We start from the raw sequence: 17196 nt of genomic DNA, 5'->3' as shown, positions 1-17196 counted from the left end.
TGAGCGGAGCGCACGGCTACGCCTCCAGGCCGAAGGCGCGGGCGAGCGTCGTCGGTTCCAGCGCGTCCTCGACCGCTCCGTGGAAAAGGACGCTGCGCATCAGCAAGACGGCCTCGTCGGCGAGTTCGGGAAGCGCGTGCAGGTCGTGCGTGGAGACGAGAACCGTGTGGCCGGAGGCCGCCATCTCCCGCAACAGCCGAACGATCATCGCTTCTGATCGCTTGTCGACACCGGCGAACGGCTCGTCCAGCAATAGGATCCGCGCTTCCTGGGCGATGCCACGTGCGACGAATGCCCGTTTTCTCTGCCCGCCGGAGAGCTGCCCGATCTGACGATGCTGTAGGTCGGTGAGGTCCGTCCGCTCGAGAGCCTGGTCGACGGCGTCGCGGTCAGCGGGGCGCGTACGCCGGGTCATCCCCTGATGCCCATACCTCCCCATCATCACGACATCGCGGACGGATACGGGGAACGACCAGTCGACCGCCTCGCTCTGCGGGACGTACCCGACGAGCCCTTTCTTTCGCGCCGCGGTTGGCGTTCCTCCCGCAATCGTCACGGATCCGGCGTCTGGACGCACAATGCCCATGATCGTCTTGAACAGCGTCGACTTGCCGGAACCGTTCATGCCGATCAGGCCCGTGACACGCCCCTCTGTGACGTGAAGGTTCACCCCGTCGAGCGCAACGACGTCACCGTAGGCCACACGGAGACCGACAGCTGAGAGCGCCGCTGTCACTCGGCCCCTCCCGTTAGCGCAGCCGCGATGACCTCGGCGTCGTGTCGCAGGAGGTCGAGATAGGTGGGAACGGGGCCGTCAGCCTGGGACAGGGAGTCGACGTAGAGCGTTCCGCCGAAAGACGCGCCTGTCTGTGCGACGACCTGCTGCATCGCCGCGTCGCTCACGGTCGACTCACAAAACACGGCGGGAATGCCACGCTCCAGGACAACATCGATAACGGCGGCGGTTTGGCGCGGTGTGCCTTCCTGCTCCGAGTTCACCGGCCAGAGGAAGTACTCATCGAGACCCGCGTCACGCGCCAGGTAACTGAATGCCCCCTCGCACGTGACCAGTGCCCGCGCGGCATCGGGGACGACGTCAAGAGTCGCGGTGAGTTCGTCGTGAACCGCGCGAAGCTGAGCGGAGTAGTCGTCGGCGTTGTCACGGAAGTCCTCGGCGTGTTCCGGGGCGAGCTCAGCGAACGCGTCAGCAATGTTGTTCACGTAGATTTCAGCGTTTGTCGTCGACATCCATGCGTGCGGATTCGGCGCGTCCGTTCCGGCGATACCGATCGGCACGATGCCCTCCGTCGCGAGAAGGTGCGGCGCATCAGCCGAGGCGAGGAACTTCGTGAACCAGTCCTCGAGCCCGAGCCCATTATCGATCACGAGGTCCGCTTCGCTGGCCCGCGCAACGTCACCCGGCGTCGGTTCATACCCGTGTACCTCTGCGCCGGGCTTCATGAGCGACTGCACCTGAATATGCTCTCCGCCGACATTCTGAGCGATGTCGGCGAGCACCGTGAACGTGGTGAGCACAACGGGTCGCTCATCCGACGCGCCTCCTGTCGCGCTTTCCGTTGCCGAACACGAGGCCGCCACGAGGGCAACAGCGGGAAGGACAAGGAGGGCAGACAGTCGATTTTTAGGCATACCGAAAAATGTACCGCGTCCGGATTCATCTCGCAGGCAGGTGTGCAGTTTTCGCAACACCACGCGTGCTGTTCACCACAAGCAATCCGGCTCAGCCGCTCGTCTCGCAGCACCTACGCACGCTGCGTCAGGCGGGGCTTGTCTCGCCAACGCGCAGCGGCAAGGAGGTGACGTACGAGGTGGCCGACCATCACGTGACCCACGTCATCACCGATGCGTTGACCCACGTCCGTGAGCCAGCGGACGCACATCGCACGAACGACGAACGAGGAGCGCCATGACCACGGAAACGCTCGCAGAGCACGCCCCCGCAGAGCACGCGCACCCCGCGTTTTATGCGCTCAGGCGGCGGTATCGCTGGAGCCGTCGCACGCCGGCGGCCCCCGCCGTCGGCCCAGACACCACTCCCTGAAGTCGGCGTCGCACCTCCTCGATATCCAGGTCCACGCCGATAGCGACGAGCGCGTTCTCCCCCTGCCCTGATCTCGCCGTTCGCACATGAATCGAACGGCCGACCAGGTTCACCAGGTAGCGCCGAGAGCACACCGGAACGGTTCCCTTGAGGCGGTACACGCCGCCCGGCGGATCCTCAAGCAGGTCAACGAGCGCCCCCGCGTCGACGGATCCAGACACTGGAACCGACACGGCGTCGGCGTGGACATGGTCACCGTGCCCGCGATGCTCTTCCCGCAGCAACGCCGCGATCGGTAGCTCGTCGACCGGGTCCTCCTTCTGCGCCACGTCAAAGACGAGCGCGGGATCGATCCGGCCGCGCACGGACGCAATGACGGGAACATGCGGGTTACGCTCGCGAATGCGTTCCGTGATCCGCGCACGGCGCTCCTCCGGATCTGCCACGGCATCCAGTTTGTTGATCACGACGAGCGTTGCCGCCGCATAGCGCGCGAGAGGAACGCCGCCCGTATCAACCGTGTGCTCGTGCTCAATCGCGTCGACAATGTCGATGACACCGCCCAGCCGAGCATTCTCCGCGCCCGAGAAGCGCACGAGACGCGCGAGCGCGAGGGGCTCGGCAACGCCCGACGCCTCGATCACCACCGCGTCCAGTCGGAGCTGAGGATCCGTGAGTTTCGCAAGCGCCTGGTCAAGACCGCCGTCGTCCGGCAGGCAGCAGATGCACCCGCCCGCGATGGACGCCGCCTCGTCAATCTGTCCGACGACAAGCCCGGCGTCAATATTGACGGCGCCGAAATCGTTGATGACAACGCCGACGCGTGCACCCGGCGCCGACAGCAGGTGATTCAGCACCGTCGTTTTGCCGGCGCCGAGGTGCCCCGTCAGGGCGATCACGGGAACTGACATTGGTGCGGTCCTTTCAGCGATGCTCGAATACACAGATCACACACCGTACGCTATTGATAATGATTCTCATCTGGTGCATGCGCCAGGAAAGCACGGTGACATGACTTCTTCTCCGCACCCCCTCGATTCTCTCGTGATCGGAGCGGGCCCCGCCGGGATCGGAACAGCGCTCGCTCTCGATGCCGTCGATGGACTCGCTCATAGCATCGTGGAACGTAGCGCGATCGGCCAAACCTTCCTCGACTGGCCGCGGGAGCAAACCTTCCTCACACCGTCCTTCACCGGAAACGGATTCGGCGCAACGGACCTCAACGCCGTCCACCACCGGACATCGCCTGCGTTTAGCCTCGCAACGGACTACCCAACGGGAGCCCAGTACGCCGCGTATCTGCGCGGCGTGGTGAAGGCCTTCGATCTTCCTGTTCTGCGTGACACCGACGTCGAGGATGTCACTCCTGCCGTCGATGGCAGCTATGAGGTGTCGACCTCCTCCGGCCCCATCCATGCGCGAACGGTTGTGTGGGCGGGCGGAGAATTCTCCGACCCGACGCCCCCGCGCGTTGCGGGCGGAGCCCTCGCCGTCCATAGCTCCGAGCGCGATGCCTGGGAATCGCGCCCCGGGGAGGTTGTCGTTATCGGCGGCTACGAGTCGGGTATCGACATTGCCTGCCACCACGTCGAGCGCGGTTCCTGCGTGACCGTTGTCGACGGCGAGGCGCCGTGGGATGCGGGACACGGCTCCGATCCGTCTTTCAACCTCGCTCCGCGATCACGAATGCGCCTGAAGAGCGCGCTGGCAACCGGCCGGCTCACCCTCACCGAGGCACACGCGGCGCGCATTAAACCGGACGGCGACGGTTTCATCCTGCTGCTGTCGACGGGTCAGCGATTGTCAACGCCCCACCGCCCGATCGCAGCCACCGGGTTCGGCTCGGGACTCGGGCCCGTCTCGGCCCTGTTTGCGCGCCGCATGGATGGATGGCCGGAACTCACAAAGGACGACGAGTCGACGATCGCGCCCGGCCTGTTTCTTGCCGGCCCGGCGATGCGCCACGGCGGGCTGAAATTCTGCTTCGTGTACAAATTTCGACAGCGCTTTGCCCACGTCGCGAACGTCATCGGCACACGCCTCGGCAAAGACTGCTCGGCCCTCGAGGAATGGCGTGAACAGGGCATGCTCACCGACGATCTCTCGTGCTGCGGAGTGGAGTGCGCGTGCTAAGGCGCGAGGCGCCCGCTTGGGCGATGACGGCGCTCCTGCTCACCGCGATCGTCCTCGGGAGCACCATCGGTGTAATGTCGCCGCGGGCGGGGGACGCCCTGCAGGAGGGAGTCGATCCCCTGATCCTCCTCCTCATCGGCGCTCTCGTCTTCGCGGTGCGTGTTGACGCCCTCCCGTCGCTGCGACGTGCGCCGCGCACAGCCCTGATTGCCATCGGGCTGAACTTTCTCATCGTCCCGCTGATCGCCGTGCCCCTCACGCTGATTCTCGTTCCCGACGACGCGCTGCGGCTGGGCGTTCTCATCTACTGTCTCGCGCCATGCACCGACTGGTTCCTTGGGTTCACACGCCTCGCCGGAGGCGATATGGCGACCGGCGCCGCGCTGATCCCCGTGCAAATGCTGTTGCAGCTTGCGCTCTATCCCGTGTGGCTGATGGTGTTCGCCGGTGAGCAGGTGGGCTCCGTCTTCGGGGAAGCCGGGGAATCGCTGCTGTTGTGGTTCGCCGCTCCCGTCGGCCTGGCCATCGCGCTGCGTATCCTTCTCCGCTTTGCCGCACGGTCATCGCTGCGAAGGCGCCTCACGCCCGTTCCGGCTCCGACACGACGAACACGCCCTCGTCACGATCACCACCTCGGCGCGAAACGCTCCGGTGATGCTCGGCGTGACGCTGGCGGCCTTCCCGGATCGCCCCGTCGTCGCCGCGGCCATCGTTCTGGGCATGCTGATCGAGTTCCCGCACCTGACAGCTGTCACACATCTGCTCCGACGACGCGTTCCCGCGGATGATCAGCCTGCTCCCGCCACTGCGGCGACAGGACAGTGAAGAAACCTGCGAGGACGGTCCTTCCCGCCGCGTTCCTCCGCGGTGTCGGCCCGGCGTTACATCGAGACGATCCCACCGAGGCGCCGGAACGTGCGGTCAGCAAACACCAGTGGTTCACCCGGTTCGCCATCGTCGATCTCGTCGACCTCGAGGACGACGAGCATCGAGCTCCCCACCGGGATCGTTCCCGCAATCTTTCCCGCCACCCGCGCACGGGCGCCGTCCAGGCGAGGCGAGCCATCCGCGTCGAACGACCACCCTTGTTCGGGCGTAAAACGCTCATCACCCGACCGGGCAAAGCTCATCGCCACCCCCGCGTGCTCCGGCGTCACGAAATGCACCTGCAGGCGTTCTGCGCCGAGCAAACCGCCCGCGGAACCGGTTGATCGCGTCACAGAAAACGACAGGGCCGGCGGATCGACCGCCACCGATGCCACGCTCGATGCGGTGAGGCCAACAGGGCCATCGGCGGTAATCGCCGTGATCACGGTGACGGCGGCCGGGTGATCACGAAAGACGGCCTTAAAGAGGTCGCCGAGCGGTGCGTGCTGCATACAACGACCGTATGCGCTGCTGATGGGAGGAGAGCGGAAATGGCCGGTTTCCCGGCCGTCCTTCACTTCGCGTCGCGATAGCGCAACATCGTGAGTGTCCCGAATACGACCACCAGTCCGGCCGCCCAGGCGAGCGTGAAGAACACCTCGCTGCCAACGGGCGTGCCTCCCATCAGCGAGCGCACGGCTGTGACGAGGTGTGAGATCGGGTTCACGGAGACAAAGCCCTGCAACCAGCTCGGCATCGTGCCGGGGTCAACAAAGATGTTGCTCACGAACGTCAGCGGCATGATCACCATCATGCTCACGCCCATCACAGCTCCGGATGAGCGCACGACGAGGCTGATGAAGGTCCAGACCCAGCCGATCGCGAAGGCGAACACCAGGGTGAGCAGAACGCCGAGGACGATTCCGATGGCACCGCCCTGCGGCCGCCATCCGATCACCAAGCCCAGCAGACAGATGATCAGCGACGCCAACGAAAACCGAACAGCATCGCCGAGCAGCATGCCGACGAGAGGCGACGGCCGCCAGATCGGCAGCGAACGGAAACGGTCGAAGACGCCCTTCTCGAGATCGGTGCGCAGCGTCGTTCCCGTGTACATCGTGATCATGATCACGGACTGCACGAGAATGCCGGGCAACAGGAACTGAATGTAGTTCTCCACGCTGCCGGCGATCGCGCCGCCGAAAAGGTACGTGAACATCAGCGTGAAAATAATGGGGAACAGCGTCACATCGAACAGCTGCTCCGGCACGTGTTTGATCTTCAGCAGTGCGCGCCACCCGAACGTCAGCGATGTCGAGAGGGCGCTGGGCCGCGGCGGACGATCGCGGTTGGCGAGAACATCGACGATCGCCTCGCGGCGCACCTCTTGTGTTTCGCTCATGCCGCCTTCTCCTGCTCTTCTTCCGCCGGGTGGCCCGTGATCGAGAGAAACACCTCGTCGAGAGTCGGCTGTCCCAGCGAGAGCTGCGCCAGGTCGATGCCCTCACGCTGCAAAGCGGCGAGCGCTTCTGTCGCGGCCGCCGAGCCATCGACGGTTGTCGTCAGAGCGAAGGGGTCGGCCTCCTCGCGCATCTCGGTGCCCAGAACGCGGTCGAGGATCTCCTTCGCCCGTTGGCGCTCAACGGCGTGGACAACGCGGACAACGAGTGAACCGGAGCCGACGGATGCCTTGAGCTCGTTGGATGTGCCTTCCGCCACGACGCGTCCCCGGTCGATAACGCTGATCCGGTCGGCAAGCTGGTCGGCTTCCTCCAGGTATTGCGTCGTGAGCATCACGGTTGTTCCGCCCGTCACCATGGCGCGGATCACATCCCATACCTCGTTGCGGCTGCGCGGGTCCAGCCCCGTTGTTGGCTCGTCGAGAAACAGCAGCTCTGGCGTCACGATGAGTGACGCCGCGATGTCGACGCGGCGCCTCATCCCTCCCGAGTACTTCTTGATCTGCCTGTTGGCAGCGTCAGTGAGTGAAAAGGCCTCGAGCAGTTCATCGGCGCGGTTGCGGGCGCTGGCACCGGAGTAGCCGAACAGCCGACCGATCAGTCGCAGATTCTCGCGCCCCGTGAGGTCTTCGTCCACGGAGGCGAACTGGCCGGTCAGGCTGACCCGCCGGCGTACCTCCGTTGCTTCGCGCACGACGTCTCGCCCCAGGACGAGCGCGGTGCCCGCATCCGGGCGCAGCAGAGTCGCCAGCATCCGGATCACGGTGGTCTTTCCGGCACCGTTCGGAAGAGGAAAGGGGTGTTATCGCTGAGTATCGCCCGGCGCGCCACGCTCGCGAAGCAGGACCAGCGCCTCGCGGAGATCACGCTGAAGATCGCTGACCTGCGAACGCAACTCGGCCATTTCGCTTCGCGTCTCGTGCACCTCTTTTTCCGCTTCGCTCTCATCCGGCCACGCATCGGGAACCTCGCGCAGGTTCTGCATCGAGTCGACGATCACCGCCACAAAGAGGTTCAGGACCGCAAAGGCCGACAGTACGACGAAGGGGACGAAGAAGGCCCACGCCCACGGATGGACCTCCATGACGGGACGAGCGATACCCATCGACCAGCTCTCCAGCGTCATCACCTGAAACAGGCTGTACGCCGATGCACCGACGTTGCCGAACCACTCGGGGAACGTCTCGCTGAACAGCGAGGTTGCCATGACGGCGCCCACGTAGAACATCAGGAGGAGGAGCGTTCCGATCGAGGCAATGCCGGGGATCGCGCCGGCGAGCGCCTCGATAACAAAGCGCAGACGTTTGACCAACGAAATCAGTCGCAGAATCCGCAGCGTGCGAAGAACGGCAAACCCACCGGCGTCGGGGACGAGGGCGACAGCGACAACGAAAAAGTCGAAGACGTTCCATCCGGACCGGAAGAAGGCAAACCCCTTTCCGTACAACTTGGCAACGATCTCCGTCACGAACACGACCAGACAGATCGTGTCGAGCACCATGAGCGTGCTGCCCACGCTCCCGCTGGCCCAGGACGTCGTCTGCAGCCCGAGAATAATCGCGTTCGCGATGATCACGACGATGACGATGCGCTGAACGACGGCGCTTTCTACCCAGCCGTCCACCCTGGCGCGCAGGCTGGGCGTAGCGGGAGGCTGTCGGTCTTTGGCGGTGATGGACGCGTTGGCACCGGTATCCGTCGAGACGTATTCCATGCTCAGCTGCTCCCCGTGAGTGTTGTCGTCACCCGCTCCAGGATAATTCGTGCGTGACGTCCGGAGCTGATCGTTCCGGAGGACGCCCGCACCTCGTCATCACCTGTAGCGTGAAGGCATGCGTTCGCCGTTTTTGTCACGCCTCGCCGATTCCGGATCGGTTACCCACGGAATCGCGACAACGGCGGTGATCGGAGGGTTATCGCTACTCTCTCCGCGACGGCTCTCCCCCACGAAACGATTGGCATACCGCCTCGCAAATGGCGCGATTGCCGCGTGGATGACGGTGGCTGAGTTCCGTTCACACGGACGAGGAGTTCTGTCTCGTGGCGCAGCCGCGGGCGCGGTCGTCGGTATCACCGGCCTCACGATCGGACTGTCGGAAGCCAGCGAGGCCATCGACGAGAGAATCCAGCAGCGCCTGGAGAAACGCGGTGTTTCTCACCCCCGGGTGTGGATCGCTGCGGCGAGCGTCGTGTTCGCCGCAGCAAGCTGGGCACTCGGTGCCATCAGCGCGCGCCGCGGGAGCCGCGAAACAATCTGGATGGACGGCGACGACGAGATCCTCGCCCTCACGCACGTTCCTCATGACGTACGTTCCCTGACAGAAGCACTTCTCGGCACGACATCGTCGTACGGCGCACCCGCGTTGCGACAGCAGTTGGCGTCGGCACGCGTCTCGGCCGACGATGTCGCACAGCATGATCGCCTGTCCGTCACGTTTGTTGTCTCAAGCGGAACAGACCTCGCGGTCCCGCACGATGGAGTCTTCCCGCACGCCGGCCAGTTCTCCGATGGGGACGGTAACACCATGCTGGTGCGCCTCACCGTGACGGCCGGACAGCTCGATACGCTCTTCGTCGAGTCTGCCGACGGAGAGAACGTCGATGCGACCACGTTCCTGCCTGCCGCCGACACCATCACATTGGTGGCCGAAACTCCGTACGGCTTCGAACCCGTCACGGAAGATCGTTGACACGTCGGTCTGATCTCGCGGGCATCGCCGCCGTCAGCGTGACATCACTCCTCTGGGGAACCACGGGAACGGCCGCAACGTTCGCGCCGCAGGCGGGACCGCTCGCAATCGGCGCGGCCGCCCTCGGAATCGGCGGGCTATTGCAGGCCCTGATCGCCCTTCCTTCCCTCCGGCGGGAGCGGAACACGCTCATCGCTCACCGAGCTGTTGTTCTCACGGGGGCCGTCGGCGTTGCCATCTACCCCCTCGCCTTCTACAGCTCCATGCACCTCGCCGGCGTGGCGATCGGGTCCGTCGTCTCGCTCGGCTCCGCTCCTCTGATGTCGGGCCTGATTGAGCGGATCGTGGATCGGCAGGCGTTGAGTCGACGGTGGATGCTCTCAGCAGGGCTGGGCGTGGCCGGCGTCGCCTTGCTCTGTGTGTCGAAGCTCGATCCCGCATCGATGTCCTCGGAAGGCACTCTTGCCGGCATCGCCCTGGGCCTGCTGGCCGGTCTCACCTATGCGACGTACTCGTGGGCGGTGCGCCGGCTCATGGGAAGCGGAATGGGGCGGGCGGCGGCGATGGGCGCCGTGTTCGGGGCAGGGGGTGCTGCGCTCATGCCCGTTCTTGTCCTCACGGGAGCTCCCCTCCTTGCCAGCGCGCATGCCTTCGGCGTCGCGGCGTATATGGCTCTGGTGCCGATGTTCGCCGGCTACGTTCTGTTCGGCTTCGGCCTCGCGCGTATTCCCGCGAGCACGGCCACAACCGTCACGCTCATGGAGCCGGCGATCGCGACGATCCTCGCCGTTGCGGTGGTCGGTGAGCGGCTCTCCCCCGTGGGCTGGTTGGGTCTCGTTGTGATCGCGGGCGTTCTGGCTATTCTGACCACCGCTCCCGCGGACAGTGCCCCGGCCCTCACCCGTCCCGTTCGTTGACGCTTCGCCGACCCCGGACATCACGAACAACGCGAGAACGACGCCTGGCAACAGGCTCCTCTCCGGAACCGACCGTCACCAGACGTCGTTCTCGTGTGTCACGCGCTACTTCTTGAACGCGTCCTTGACGTTCTCTGCGGCGTCCTTGACGTTTTCCGCGGCGTCCTTGAGGTGCCCCTTAAGCTGGTCAGCTTTGCCCTCAGCCTTCAGCTCCTCGTTGCCCGTTGCCTCGCCAGCGGTTTCTTTCGCCTTCCCGCTGATCTTGTCCGCCGCAGCCTGGAACTTGTCTTCAATACCCATCACGTTCTCCCTCTGATGGCCATGCCCGGTTGTCGGAAGCGGAATCGCCTTCCGTGAGTGATTCGACATCCTCGATGCTGCATTGTCAAGGCCCTCGTCACGCTTCGCCGCGGCCTCTAGCCTTCCGATCACGACACACACAACAGCGACGATGAGAAGAGGATCACGATGTCGGACGAGGCGCTGGCAGACGAAAGCCCGAACACCCCCGAACCAACAACAACCCACGCCGAGTGGGGCGCCGGCAACCCCCGTCTGATTGTGACGGCGGAGGGAGAGCGGTTCGTCCACGACCTCGACGTTGACGAGCTGACAATCGGATCTGCGGCCGCGTGCGGGCTCGTTCTGCCCGGCCTCGATGCTCTTCACGCCACGATTCATCACGATGCGCGAGACGAATACGTTCTGACGTTGCACGGGCCCGGCGAGACGAGCGCCAAACTCGTTGCGCTCGCAACGCACCCTGACGAGCACAGTCAGACGTTGCGCACGGGCGCCCAGTTTGCAGCCGGTGCCTGGCGATTTGTCTTCCACCGCGAGGAATACGCCGATCACGGCCGTCCGTACGGCGGCCGCCAGGGCGGCGAATACGCTGTGCAGCGTCCGCAGCCTCCGCGGCCCGATTACTCCGGCCCCGATGCGAACAGCACGGGCGAAGGGTCAGACGATACGACGGCGTGACGACTGCTCGGCAGCGGCCGTCACGCGGCGCCGTCCGCGTCCGCCTGGACGCCCCCCTCGAGGTGCTTCGGATCGAGCCGGATACCACCGGTTGAGTGCGACGACCGCACGAGATCGTCGAGCCACGCGGGGTTAAGTTCAGCGGGTTCGACATCGTCGAAGACGAACCACAGCGGGATGGAGGGATGGAGCCAGATCGTGCTGCGCCCTCCCGGTTGGTCGTCCGGATGGTCCCAGGACACCGTGAAGCTCTCGTCCCGACGGAGTTTGGTGGTGATAACCACCTTGAGATGCGCGAGAGCGACGTCGTCGATGACGATCTCCTCGCCGACTCCCCCGTATCGAAGTTTGCCCATGTCACATTTCCTTGCGTACGTCGTCGAAAAGGGATCCGCCGGTGCGTCGAAGGCTCAGCACGTCATTCACGCCGTCGCCGGTGCGTCGGCTGCGACAGGGGCGTCTTGCGGTTCAGACAGAACCCGCAAGCCCGACGGAGAATTTGCGGCGAATGCGAGGGCATCGATCCATGCCGGGTTCAGCGCGGGTCGACGACTTCCATAGAAGCGAAACACAAGAGAAGCCCCGGGGTGAAGCCACACGCTTGTGCGACCATCGCCGACGGACGCATCCTCACGCCAGGTGAAGAACATCGGCTCGCTCCGCCGGAGTTTCGTGCTGATCACGGCTTGGAGGTGCGCAAGTGCGCGGTCCTCGACCTCCAGCGACACCGTTCCGTCGTAGATAAACTTGCCCATCATTCTCCTCCGGTGTCGACACCGGTCCTTCCCGGCATGACTGCAGAGAAGGACACTTGTCGCTCAGAATGACACCGAGCGCTCAGAAAAGCACATATGCCGGCCGTCTTCGGGCGAATCCTCAGCTACGAGGTGAGGGAGAGTCCTGTCAACCCCCGCGACAAGGCGTACGGACATCGATACGGTGCCCACACGGTCGCCTGTCTCGTCTCAATTGGAACGTCACTCCCCCACGCACGGATGGACCAGACCGCAGTCCGGGACTTCTTCGCGGACCAGCCGGGCGCCGTCGTGCTTGTCGTGTGCACCGATCTGTGTTCGCTGCACCTGCGAACATCCGACGATCCGGAACAGATCGACGCCTGGGCCGTGCATCCGGGAGAACGGAGCATCCTCGATCGGGTGCAGAGCGGTCTGGACCTGCCGGATTCCGCTCCGGCTCCGTCGCGCGAAGTGCTGCGAGAGACGGGGAACATGTCCAGCGCAACGGTGCTGTTCATCCTGCAGCGCATCCTCGACGATTCCGCACTGCCCGAAGGAGCACGCGTGGCGGGAGTCTGTTTCGGCCCGGGGCTGACGGTCGAAAGCGCCCGGCTCACGCTCCGTGATGCACAGACGTGATGCGGCGCTGTCGATGACCTTGCGGACGCGGGATGAGCACCTCCGTGAGTTGATGGACGATCCGCTGTGCGCCCCGGCACGGCTCCGCCGCACGCTCCAACGGTTCGGCATCGTCAACCGCGCGGTGTCCTCCTGGGGCCGGGTCTATGAAAACCGCATCCGTCCCGTGCTGGCAGATGCAGCGAAACCGGCGTGCGTCCTGGACATCGGGTGCGGAGGAGGCGACGTGCTTCGTCGTGTCGTGAAGCGCGCTCGACAGGACGGTTTCAGCATCGAGGGTCTCGGCATCGATCCGAACCCCGGTGCGCTCGCCGTCGCAAATGAGCCTCGCCGCGCCCTCGCCGCGGTGAGCTTTCGGCTGGCCTACAGCCACGACCTCGTCGCGGACGGCGCATCATTCGACATCGTCATGTCCAATCACCTTCTGCATCATCTCGACGCAGATGCCCTGCCCCGTCTGCTGAGCGACTCGGAACACCTAGCGACCCGGATAAGCCTGCATTCCGACATCGCGCGCGGACGCCTCGCCTAGGCCGGGTTCGCCGTCGGCTCCGCGGCGATCGCCCCGGGAACGTTTCTCCGTGTCGATGGTCTGCGTAGCATCCGCCGCAGCTACACCCGCTCCGAGCTGGAGGCGTGCACGGCCCCGCTCTGGCGGCCATGGAGGCCGGCGGAGTCACGGTGGCGGCGCAGTCGAAAGACGGCACCATGACCACGACAACCGGGCGCGCCGTTGTTGTTGCCTCGGGAGCGGCCGCTCGGGATCTCACGGATCCGTCGATGCATCACCGGCTGCGGCCCGGACGGGACCGATATCTGATGTCTGATGTTGAGTCCGCGCCCGGAGAAGTCGCAGACGCCGCAACAATACGACTGTGTGTGTCCGAGCGGCGTTGTCGAGTCTTTTCCTCTTCCCCCGGGAGGGCGACGGATCGTCGCGTGGGATGAGGGGCCGCGACGCTCGGAAACGGATGATGCCCGTGCGTCACGCCTTCGCCGCATTCTCTAGGATCGCGGCGCGGCGCCCGAACTAGCCGAAGCCGTCGAGTCGGCAACGGCCTTCGGAATCCGCCGCACGATCGCCCGGCAGATGAAACGAGGACGTGTCTTCCTCATCGGCGACGCCGCTCACGAGGTCAGCCCGATCGGTGGCCAGGGCGTGAACCTCGGTCTTCTCGATGCAGCGACGCTTGCTCCGCACCTCACCGCGTGGTTACGCAACGAGAGCCGTAGCGCCGCTCTCAACGAGTGGCAGAAGCGGCGACTCCGCTCCGCCCGCACCGCCTCCGCCGAGACGAATACGAGAATAGGGTGTCCCCGATCTGACTGGGCGCACCGCACTCTCATCCTGGGGCTCGAACGGGCGATGAGAGCCCCCGTGCGACGGGTCGCGGCATCCGCGTTCTCCATGGGCTACGACCGCGACGCAAAGAGCCCGTTCTGACATAGACGAGACCGGCCGGCCGCAGGGGGCCAGCCGGTCTCGTCTTCGCGGATCGACGATCGCGCGATCAGATCACTTCTTTGCGCTTCGCCCCACGATCAGGCCGTAGATCAACAGAACAACAATCGATCCGCCGATCGCGAGCAACCAGCTTTGGATCGAGAAGAATCCTTCGAGATCGACATCGAAGAGAACGCTTCCGAGCCATCCGCCCACGATCGCTCCGATCACTCCGAGAACGAGGGTGAGTATCCACCCGCCGGGCCCTTTGCCCGGGAGGATGAGCTTCGCGATCGCACCAGCGATCAAACCCAGAAGAAGAAAGCCGAAGAAACCCATGGGGTCCCCCTTTCATCGAGACGGCTGAATGGGCGTGGCGCGCCTCCGAACGGAGGCGCGCCACGCGAGGACGTTACTTGTCGAAAGCGTCCTTGACGTTGTCCGCGGCGTCCTTTGCGGCTTCCTTGGCGTCGTCGGCGGCCGCGCGCATGTGGCCCTTGGCCTGGTCTGCCTTACCTTCGGCGACGAGGTCGTCCTTACCGGTTACCTTTCCTGCGGTCTCCTTTGCCTTTCCAGAGGCCTTTTCTGCCGCTGCCTTGATCTTGTCCTCTGCGCTCATCGCGTTGTCTCCCTTTTCTCGTGGTCCGCCGGATGACGGGGACCGCTCGGTTGGCGACGGATCTGCCGCCGGGTCGGTGCGGTGCAGGCACGTCGTGCCTGTCGCGGGACGAACGAGCGTGGCCGCGGTGGCGGTCCGCTCGGATGCGGTTGTGGGTTCATTCGACCGCATTCCAACGAATCGCTCAAGGGGGTTCCGCATGGTGCCCGGGATGCGATATAGGGGCGCACGCGCGCGGCGGAAGGCGTTCAGACACGGTCGCAGCGTCATGTGCGTATCTCTGCCACATCGGCGATATGGTCGACACACGGACCAGGCGCTGTCGGTCGAAGGAATAACCATCGGCCTCAGCACGAGGACATCTGACCTACCGCGTCGCCGACAGATAGTGAAGGGAGCAGGTCGCACCATGAGCACAGATCGCATTGTCGTTGCGGGATCATCCGGCTTGATTGGGACCGCCCTCGTATCGTCACTGCGAGCCGACGGCATTGATGTCACGACTCTCGTGCGGCGGGCACCGCGTGATGAAAACGAAATCGAGTGGCAACCCGACCGGCTCCAGCTCGACCCCGCAGCTCTCGCCGGCGCACGAGCTGTTGTGAACCTCTGCGGAGCCAGCATCGGAAAGCTCCCGTGGACTCGAGGCTACCGCGCACAACTCGCCTCATCCCGACTGCGGCCCACGCGCACGATCGCGGCAACGCTCCGCAGCCTCGGCCCGGATGCACCGGCCTTCGTTTCCGCATCGGCCGTCGGCTTCTACGGCGACCGCCCTGGTGAACGACTCACCGAAACCAGCGAGGCGGGCGACACCTTCCTCGCCACCCTCAGCGCTGATTGGGAGCATGAGGCGCTGCAGGCAGGACCTGCTGCCCGGGTCGCTCTGTTGCGCACGGCCCCTCTTCTGCACCCTCGCGGGGTACTGAAGCCACTGATGCTTCTGACCAAACTCGGCGTCAGCGGTCCACTCGGCCGCGGCGATCAGGTGTGGCCGTGGATCACTCTCGAGGATGAGGTGCGCGCGATCCGGCACATCATCAACGAGGGCATCACCGGCCCCGTGAATCTCTCCGGTCCCGAGCACGCAATGGCGAATGACATCGGCAGAGGTCTCGCGCGCCGACTTCGTCGCCCGTTTTTCCTTCCGGCGCCCGCGTGGGCGTTGCGGCTGGGGTTGGGCGCGGACGCGGCTGACTCACTTCTGTTGTCAGACGCGATCGTCGCCCCCGATGTGTTGCTGACAACGGGGTTCCGGTTTATGCACGGCACCCTGGACGAAGCGCTCGACGCGGCAACACCCTAGGCTCGCGCTTTAATTTCTTCGTACGCAGACAGCGCGCGAGCTCGGCTGGAACGCAGATCGACAAGGGGCGATCGTGACGCGCTGTCCGGCGCCCAGCGATTGGTGTAGTCGCCCTCTGGGTCGAAGCGTTCCTGCTGCGTGACCGGATTGAAGATCCGGAAATACGGCGCCGCGTCCGCGCCACATCCCGCGACCCACTGCCAGTTAAAGGGATTACTGGCGGCGTCCGCGTCGACGAGGGTGTCCCAGAACCATGCTTCGCCGATCCGCCAGTCGACGAGGAGGTTTTTCGTGATAAAGGATGCCGTGACCATCCGGACTCGGTTGTGCATAAACCCGGTCTGCCACAGCTCGCGCATACCGGCATCCACGAGCGGAAAGCCGGTCTCTCCGCTGCGCCATGCGGCGATGTCTTCGGACGCATCCTGATTCCAGGGAAACTGATCGAATTGCTGGTTGAGTCCGTGGAGGTGCAGCGCGGCATGATGATATGCCGTGTGCCGGGCGAATTCCCGCCACCCGAGTTCCGACAGGAACTTCCCGACGTCCATGCCCGAAGCAAGGGCGCGCTGCCACACGGTGCGCGGGCTGATCTCGCCCCAGCGCAGATACGGTGACAGCTCCGAGCCAACATCCGCCGATGGTCGGTCCCGCTGGTCGACGTAGCGCGTCGCCGCTTCATCGAGAAAGCGAACAAGGCGCCGCACCCCCTCGTCCTCACCCGGGGTCCACCGTTGGGCGATCCCCGTCGCCCAATTCGGCGACGACGGCTGCAACGCCCACGAGTCGAGGTGGTCGCTGTGAACAGGCACCCGAGACGCGTGGATGCTCTCCGGTTGGGGAAGCGGCGCGGCCGGAGCGGGCATCGCGAGGCAGGCGCGCCAAAATGCCGAATAGACGCGGTAGGGCCCGCCCGCCTGTGTGGAGATCGTCCAGGGTTCGAACAACACGCTGCCAGGGAAAGAACGCACCGGCGTCCCTGATTCGCGCAGGGCGGTCTTGATTCGTGCGTCGATGTGACGCTCTGCTCCGTAGCGACGGTTCCAGAACACGCCGTTCGCTCCCGCTTCCTTGGCGACGGCCGGGACGATCGTCTCCGCGTTGCCGCGACGAAGAACGAGGGGAACACCGTACGAGGCGAGGGCATCCGCGAGCCGCACAAGCGACTCATGGAGCCACCATCGCGCGGCGCCGCCCAAAGGCCGAACGCCCTCGGATTCTTCGTCCAGAACATAGAGCGCGACGCATCCGTCGGGGTCCTGGGCCGCGGCGCTGAGCGCCGCGTGATCCGTGAGCCGCAGGTCGTCTCGGAACCACACAACACTCGTCACGTCGCCATCG

The 17196-nt window shown here is 65.0% G+C and carries 23 protein-coding genes; 10 read left to right on the top strand and 13 right to left on the bottom strand.

Annotated elements, in window-relative coordinates:
- Window positions 1-16: 16 nt before the first annotated feature.
- Together G6N81_RS12115 and G6N81_RS12110 are read right to left on the bottom strand one after the other, a co-directional pair.
- Window positions 17-736 carry a metal ABC transporter ATP-binding protein gene (locus G6N81_RS12115; RefSeq protein WP_165137388.1) on the bottom strand — a complete coding sequence of 240 codons (720 nt, stop codon included), beginning with the start codon at window positions 734-736 and terminating at the stop codon, window positions 17-19.
- Complete coding sequence (locus tag G6N81_RS12110; RefSeq protein ID WP_165137385.1) at window positions 733-1650, bottom strand: metal ABC transporter substrate-binding protein; 918 nt, start codon at window positions 1648-1650, stop codon at window positions 733-735. Before G6N81_RS12110 ends, G6N81_RS12115 begins: the two co-directional genes overlap by 4 nt.
- A 65-nt stretch (window positions 1651-1715) precedes the next feature.
- Here G6N81_RS12110 and G6N81_RS12105 point away from each other — a divergent pair, with 65 nt between their 5' ends.
- Window positions 1716-1931, top strand: coding sequence for an ArsR/SmtB family transcription factor (locus G6N81_RS12105; RefSeq protein ID WP_241244986.1), 216 nt, complete (start codon window positions 1716-1718; stop codon window positions 1929-1931).
- 52 nt (window positions 1932-1983) lie between these two features.
- On the opposite strand, the gene G6N81_RS12100 is transcribed toward G6N81_RS12105, so the two are convergent.
- The gene (locus tag G6N81_RS12100; protein WP_165137379.1) at window positions 1984-2973 is read right to left on the bottom strand and encodes a CobW family GTP-binding protein; all 990 of its coding nucleotides are present in this window, start codon (window positions 2971-2973) and stop codon (window positions 1984-1986) included.
- 100 nt (window positions 2974-3073) lie between these two features.
- Between G6N81_RS12100 and G6N81_RS12095 the strand changes: the two genes are divergently transcribed.
- Both G6N81_RS12095 and G6N81_RS12090 read left to right on the top strand, forming a co-directional pair.
- Window positions 3074-4195 (top strand): NAD(P)/FAD-dependent oxidoreductase, encoded by a 1122-nt coding sequence (locus tag G6N81_RS12095; protein ID WP_165137376.1) that lies wholly within the window; start codon window positions 3074-3076, stop codon window positions 4193-4195.
- A 23-nt stretch (window positions 4196-4218) separates the two neighbouring features.
- On the top strand, window positions 4219-4983 hold the full coding sequence (locus G6N81_RS12090; protein WP_165137373.1) for an arsenic resistance protein: 765 nt from the start codon (window positions 4219-4221) through the stop codon (window positions 4981-4983).
- A gap of 93 nt (window positions 4984-5076) precedes the next feature.
- Here G6N81_RS12090 and G6N81_RS12085 read toward each other — a convergent pair whose 3' ends face one another.
- The 4 genes from G6N81_RS12085 to G6N81_RS12070 form a co-directional block, all read right to left on the bottom strand.
- Window positions 5077-5574, bottom strand: a complete 498-nt coding sequence (locus G6N81_RS12085; protein WP_165137370.1) for a flavin reductase family protein — start codon at window positions 5572-5574, stop codon at window positions 5077-5079.
- Window positions 5575-5636: 62 nt separating this feature from the next.
- Window positions 5637-6464, bottom strand: a complete 828-nt coding sequence (locus G6N81_RS12080; protein WP_165137367.1) for an ABC transporter permease — start codon at window positions 6462-6464, stop codon at window positions 5637-5639.
- A complete protein-coding gene (locus G6N81_RS12075) occupies window positions 6461-7276 on the bottom strand; it encodes an ATP-binding cassette domain-containing protein (RefSeq protein WP_165137364.1) in 816 nt (271 codons plus the stop codon). Before G6N81_RS12075 ends, G6N81_RS12080 begins: the two co-directional genes overlap by 4 nt.
- A gap of 48 nt (window positions 7277-7324) precedes the next feature.
- Window positions 7325-8236 (bottom strand): ion transporter, encoded by a 912-nt coding sequence (locus tag G6N81_RS12070; protein ID WP_165137361.1) that lies wholly within the window; start codon window positions 8234-8236, stop codon window positions 7325-7327.
- Window positions 8237-8354: 118 nt separating this feature from the next.
- On the opposite strand from G6N81_RS12070, the gene G6N81_RS12065 reads away from it, so the two are divergent.
- On the top strand, window positions 8355-9212 hold the full coding sequence (locus G6N81_RS12065; protein WP_165137358.1) for a hypothetical protein: 858 nt from the start codon (window positions 8355-8357) through the stop codon (window positions 9210-9212).
- Complete coding sequence (locus G6N81_RS12060; RefSeq protein ID WP_165137355.1) at window positions 9209-10129, top strand: DMT family transporter; 921 nt, start codon at window positions 9209-9211, stop codon at window positions 10127-10129. Before G6N81_RS12065 ends, G6N81_RS12060 begins: the two co-directional genes overlap by 4 nt.
- Window positions 10130-10234: 105 nt before the next feature.
- Here the strand turns inward: G6N81_RS12060 and G6N81_RS12055 are convergent, their stop codons facing one another.
- Complete coding sequence (locus G6N81_RS12055) at window positions 10235-10429, bottom strand: CsbD family protein (RefSeq protein WP_165137352.1); 195 nt, start codon at window positions 10427-10429, stop codon at window positions 10235-10237.
- A 168-nt stretch (window positions 10430-10597) separates the two neighbouring features.
- Here G6N81_RS12055 and G6N81_RS12050 point away from each other — a divergent pair, with 168 nt between their 5' ends.
- A complete protein-coding gene (locus G6N81_RS12050; RefSeq protein WP_165137349.1) occupies window positions 10598-11110 on the top strand; it encodes an FHA domain-containing protein in 513 nt (170 codons plus the stop codon).
- Between the two features lie 20 nt (window positions 11111-11130).
- Here G6N81_RS12050 and G6N81_RS12045 read toward each other — a convergent pair whose 3' ends face one another.
- On the bottom strand, window positions 11131-11466 hold the full coding sequence (locus tag G6N81_RS12045) for a DUF7882 family protein (protein ID WP_165137346.1): 336 nt from the start codon (window positions 11464-11466) through the stop codon (window positions 11131-11133).
- Window positions 11467-11532: 66 nt separating this feature from the next.
- Window positions 11533-11865 (bottom strand): DUF7882 family protein, encoded by a 333-nt coding sequence (locus tag G6N81_RS12040; protein ID WP_165137935.1) that lies wholly within the window; start codon window positions 11863-11865, stop codon window positions 11533-11535.
- Between the two features lie 240 nt (window positions 11866-12105).
- Here G6N81_RS12040 and G6N81_RS12035 point away from each other — a divergent pair, with 240 nt between their 5' ends.
- The 3 genes from G6N81_RS12035 (at window position 12106) to G6N81_RS12025 (ending at window position 13930) form a co-directional block, all read left to right on the top strand.
- Complete coding sequence (locus G6N81_RS12035; RefSeq protein ID WP_378730797.1) at window positions 12106-12486, top strand: 3-oxoacyl-[acyl-carrier-protein] synthase III C-terminal domain-containing protein; 381 nt, start codon at window positions 12106-12108, stop codon at window positions 12484-12486.
- Window positions 12473-13018, top strand: coding sequence for a methyltransferase domain-containing protein (locus G6N81_RS12030; RefSeq protein WP_241244985.1), 546 nt, complete (start codon window positions 12473-12475; stop codon window positions 13016-13018). The genes G6N81_RS12035 and G6N81_RS12030 overlap by 14 nt, the downstream gene beginning before the upstream one ends.
- Window positions 13019-13576: 558 nt before the next feature.
- The gene (locus G6N81_RS12025) at window positions 13577-13930 is read left to right on the top strand and encodes an FAD-dependent oxidoreductase (RefSeq protein WP_241244984.1); all 354 of its coding nucleotides are present in this window, start codon (window positions 13577-13579) and stop codon (window positions 13928-13930) included.
- 72 nt (window positions 13931-14002) lie between these two features.
- On the opposite strand, the gene G6N81_RS12020 is transcribed toward G6N81_RS12025, so the two are convergent.
- Both G6N81_RS12020 and G6N81_RS12015 read right to left on the bottom strand, forming a co-directional pair.
- The gene (locus G6N81_RS12020) at window positions 14003-14269 is read right to left on the bottom strand and encodes a GlsB/YeaQ/YmgE family stress response membrane protein (protein ID WP_165137340.1); all 267 of its coding nucleotides are present in this window, start codon (window positions 14267-14269) and stop codon (window positions 14003-14005) included.
- A gap of 73 nt (window positions 14270-14342) precedes the next feature.
- A complete protein-coding gene (locus G6N81_RS12015) occupies window positions 14343-14549 on the bottom strand; it encodes a CsbD family protein (protein WP_165137336.1) in 207 nt (68 codons plus the stop codon).
- Window positions 14550-14958: 409 nt separating this feature from the next.
- On the opposite strand from G6N81_RS12015, the gene G6N81_RS12010 reads away from it, so the two are divergent.
- A complete protein-coding gene (locus G6N81_RS12010; RefSeq protein ID WP_165137333.1) occupies window positions 14959-15855 on the top strand; it encodes a TIGR01777 family oxidoreductase in 897 nt (298 codons plus the stop codon).
- Here G6N81_RS12010 and G6N81_RS12005 read toward each other — a convergent pair.
- Complete coding sequence (locus G6N81_RS12005) at window positions 15852-17186, bottom strand: cryptochrome/photolyase family protein (RefSeq protein ID WP_165137330.1); 1335 nt, start codon at window positions 17184-17186, stop codon at window positions 15852-15854. The genes G6N81_RS12010 and G6N81_RS12005 overlap by 4 nt on opposite strands.
- Window positions 17187-17196: the final 10 nt, after the last annotated feature.

It is taken from the genome of Microbacterium amylolyticum, from assembly GCF_011046975.1.
Taxonomy (GTDB): domain Bacteria; phylum Actinomycetota; class Actinomycetes; order Actinomycetales; family Microbacteriaceae; genus Microbacterium; species Microbacterium amylolyticum.
This window is presented reverse-complemented; position numbering and strand designations above follow the sequence as displayed.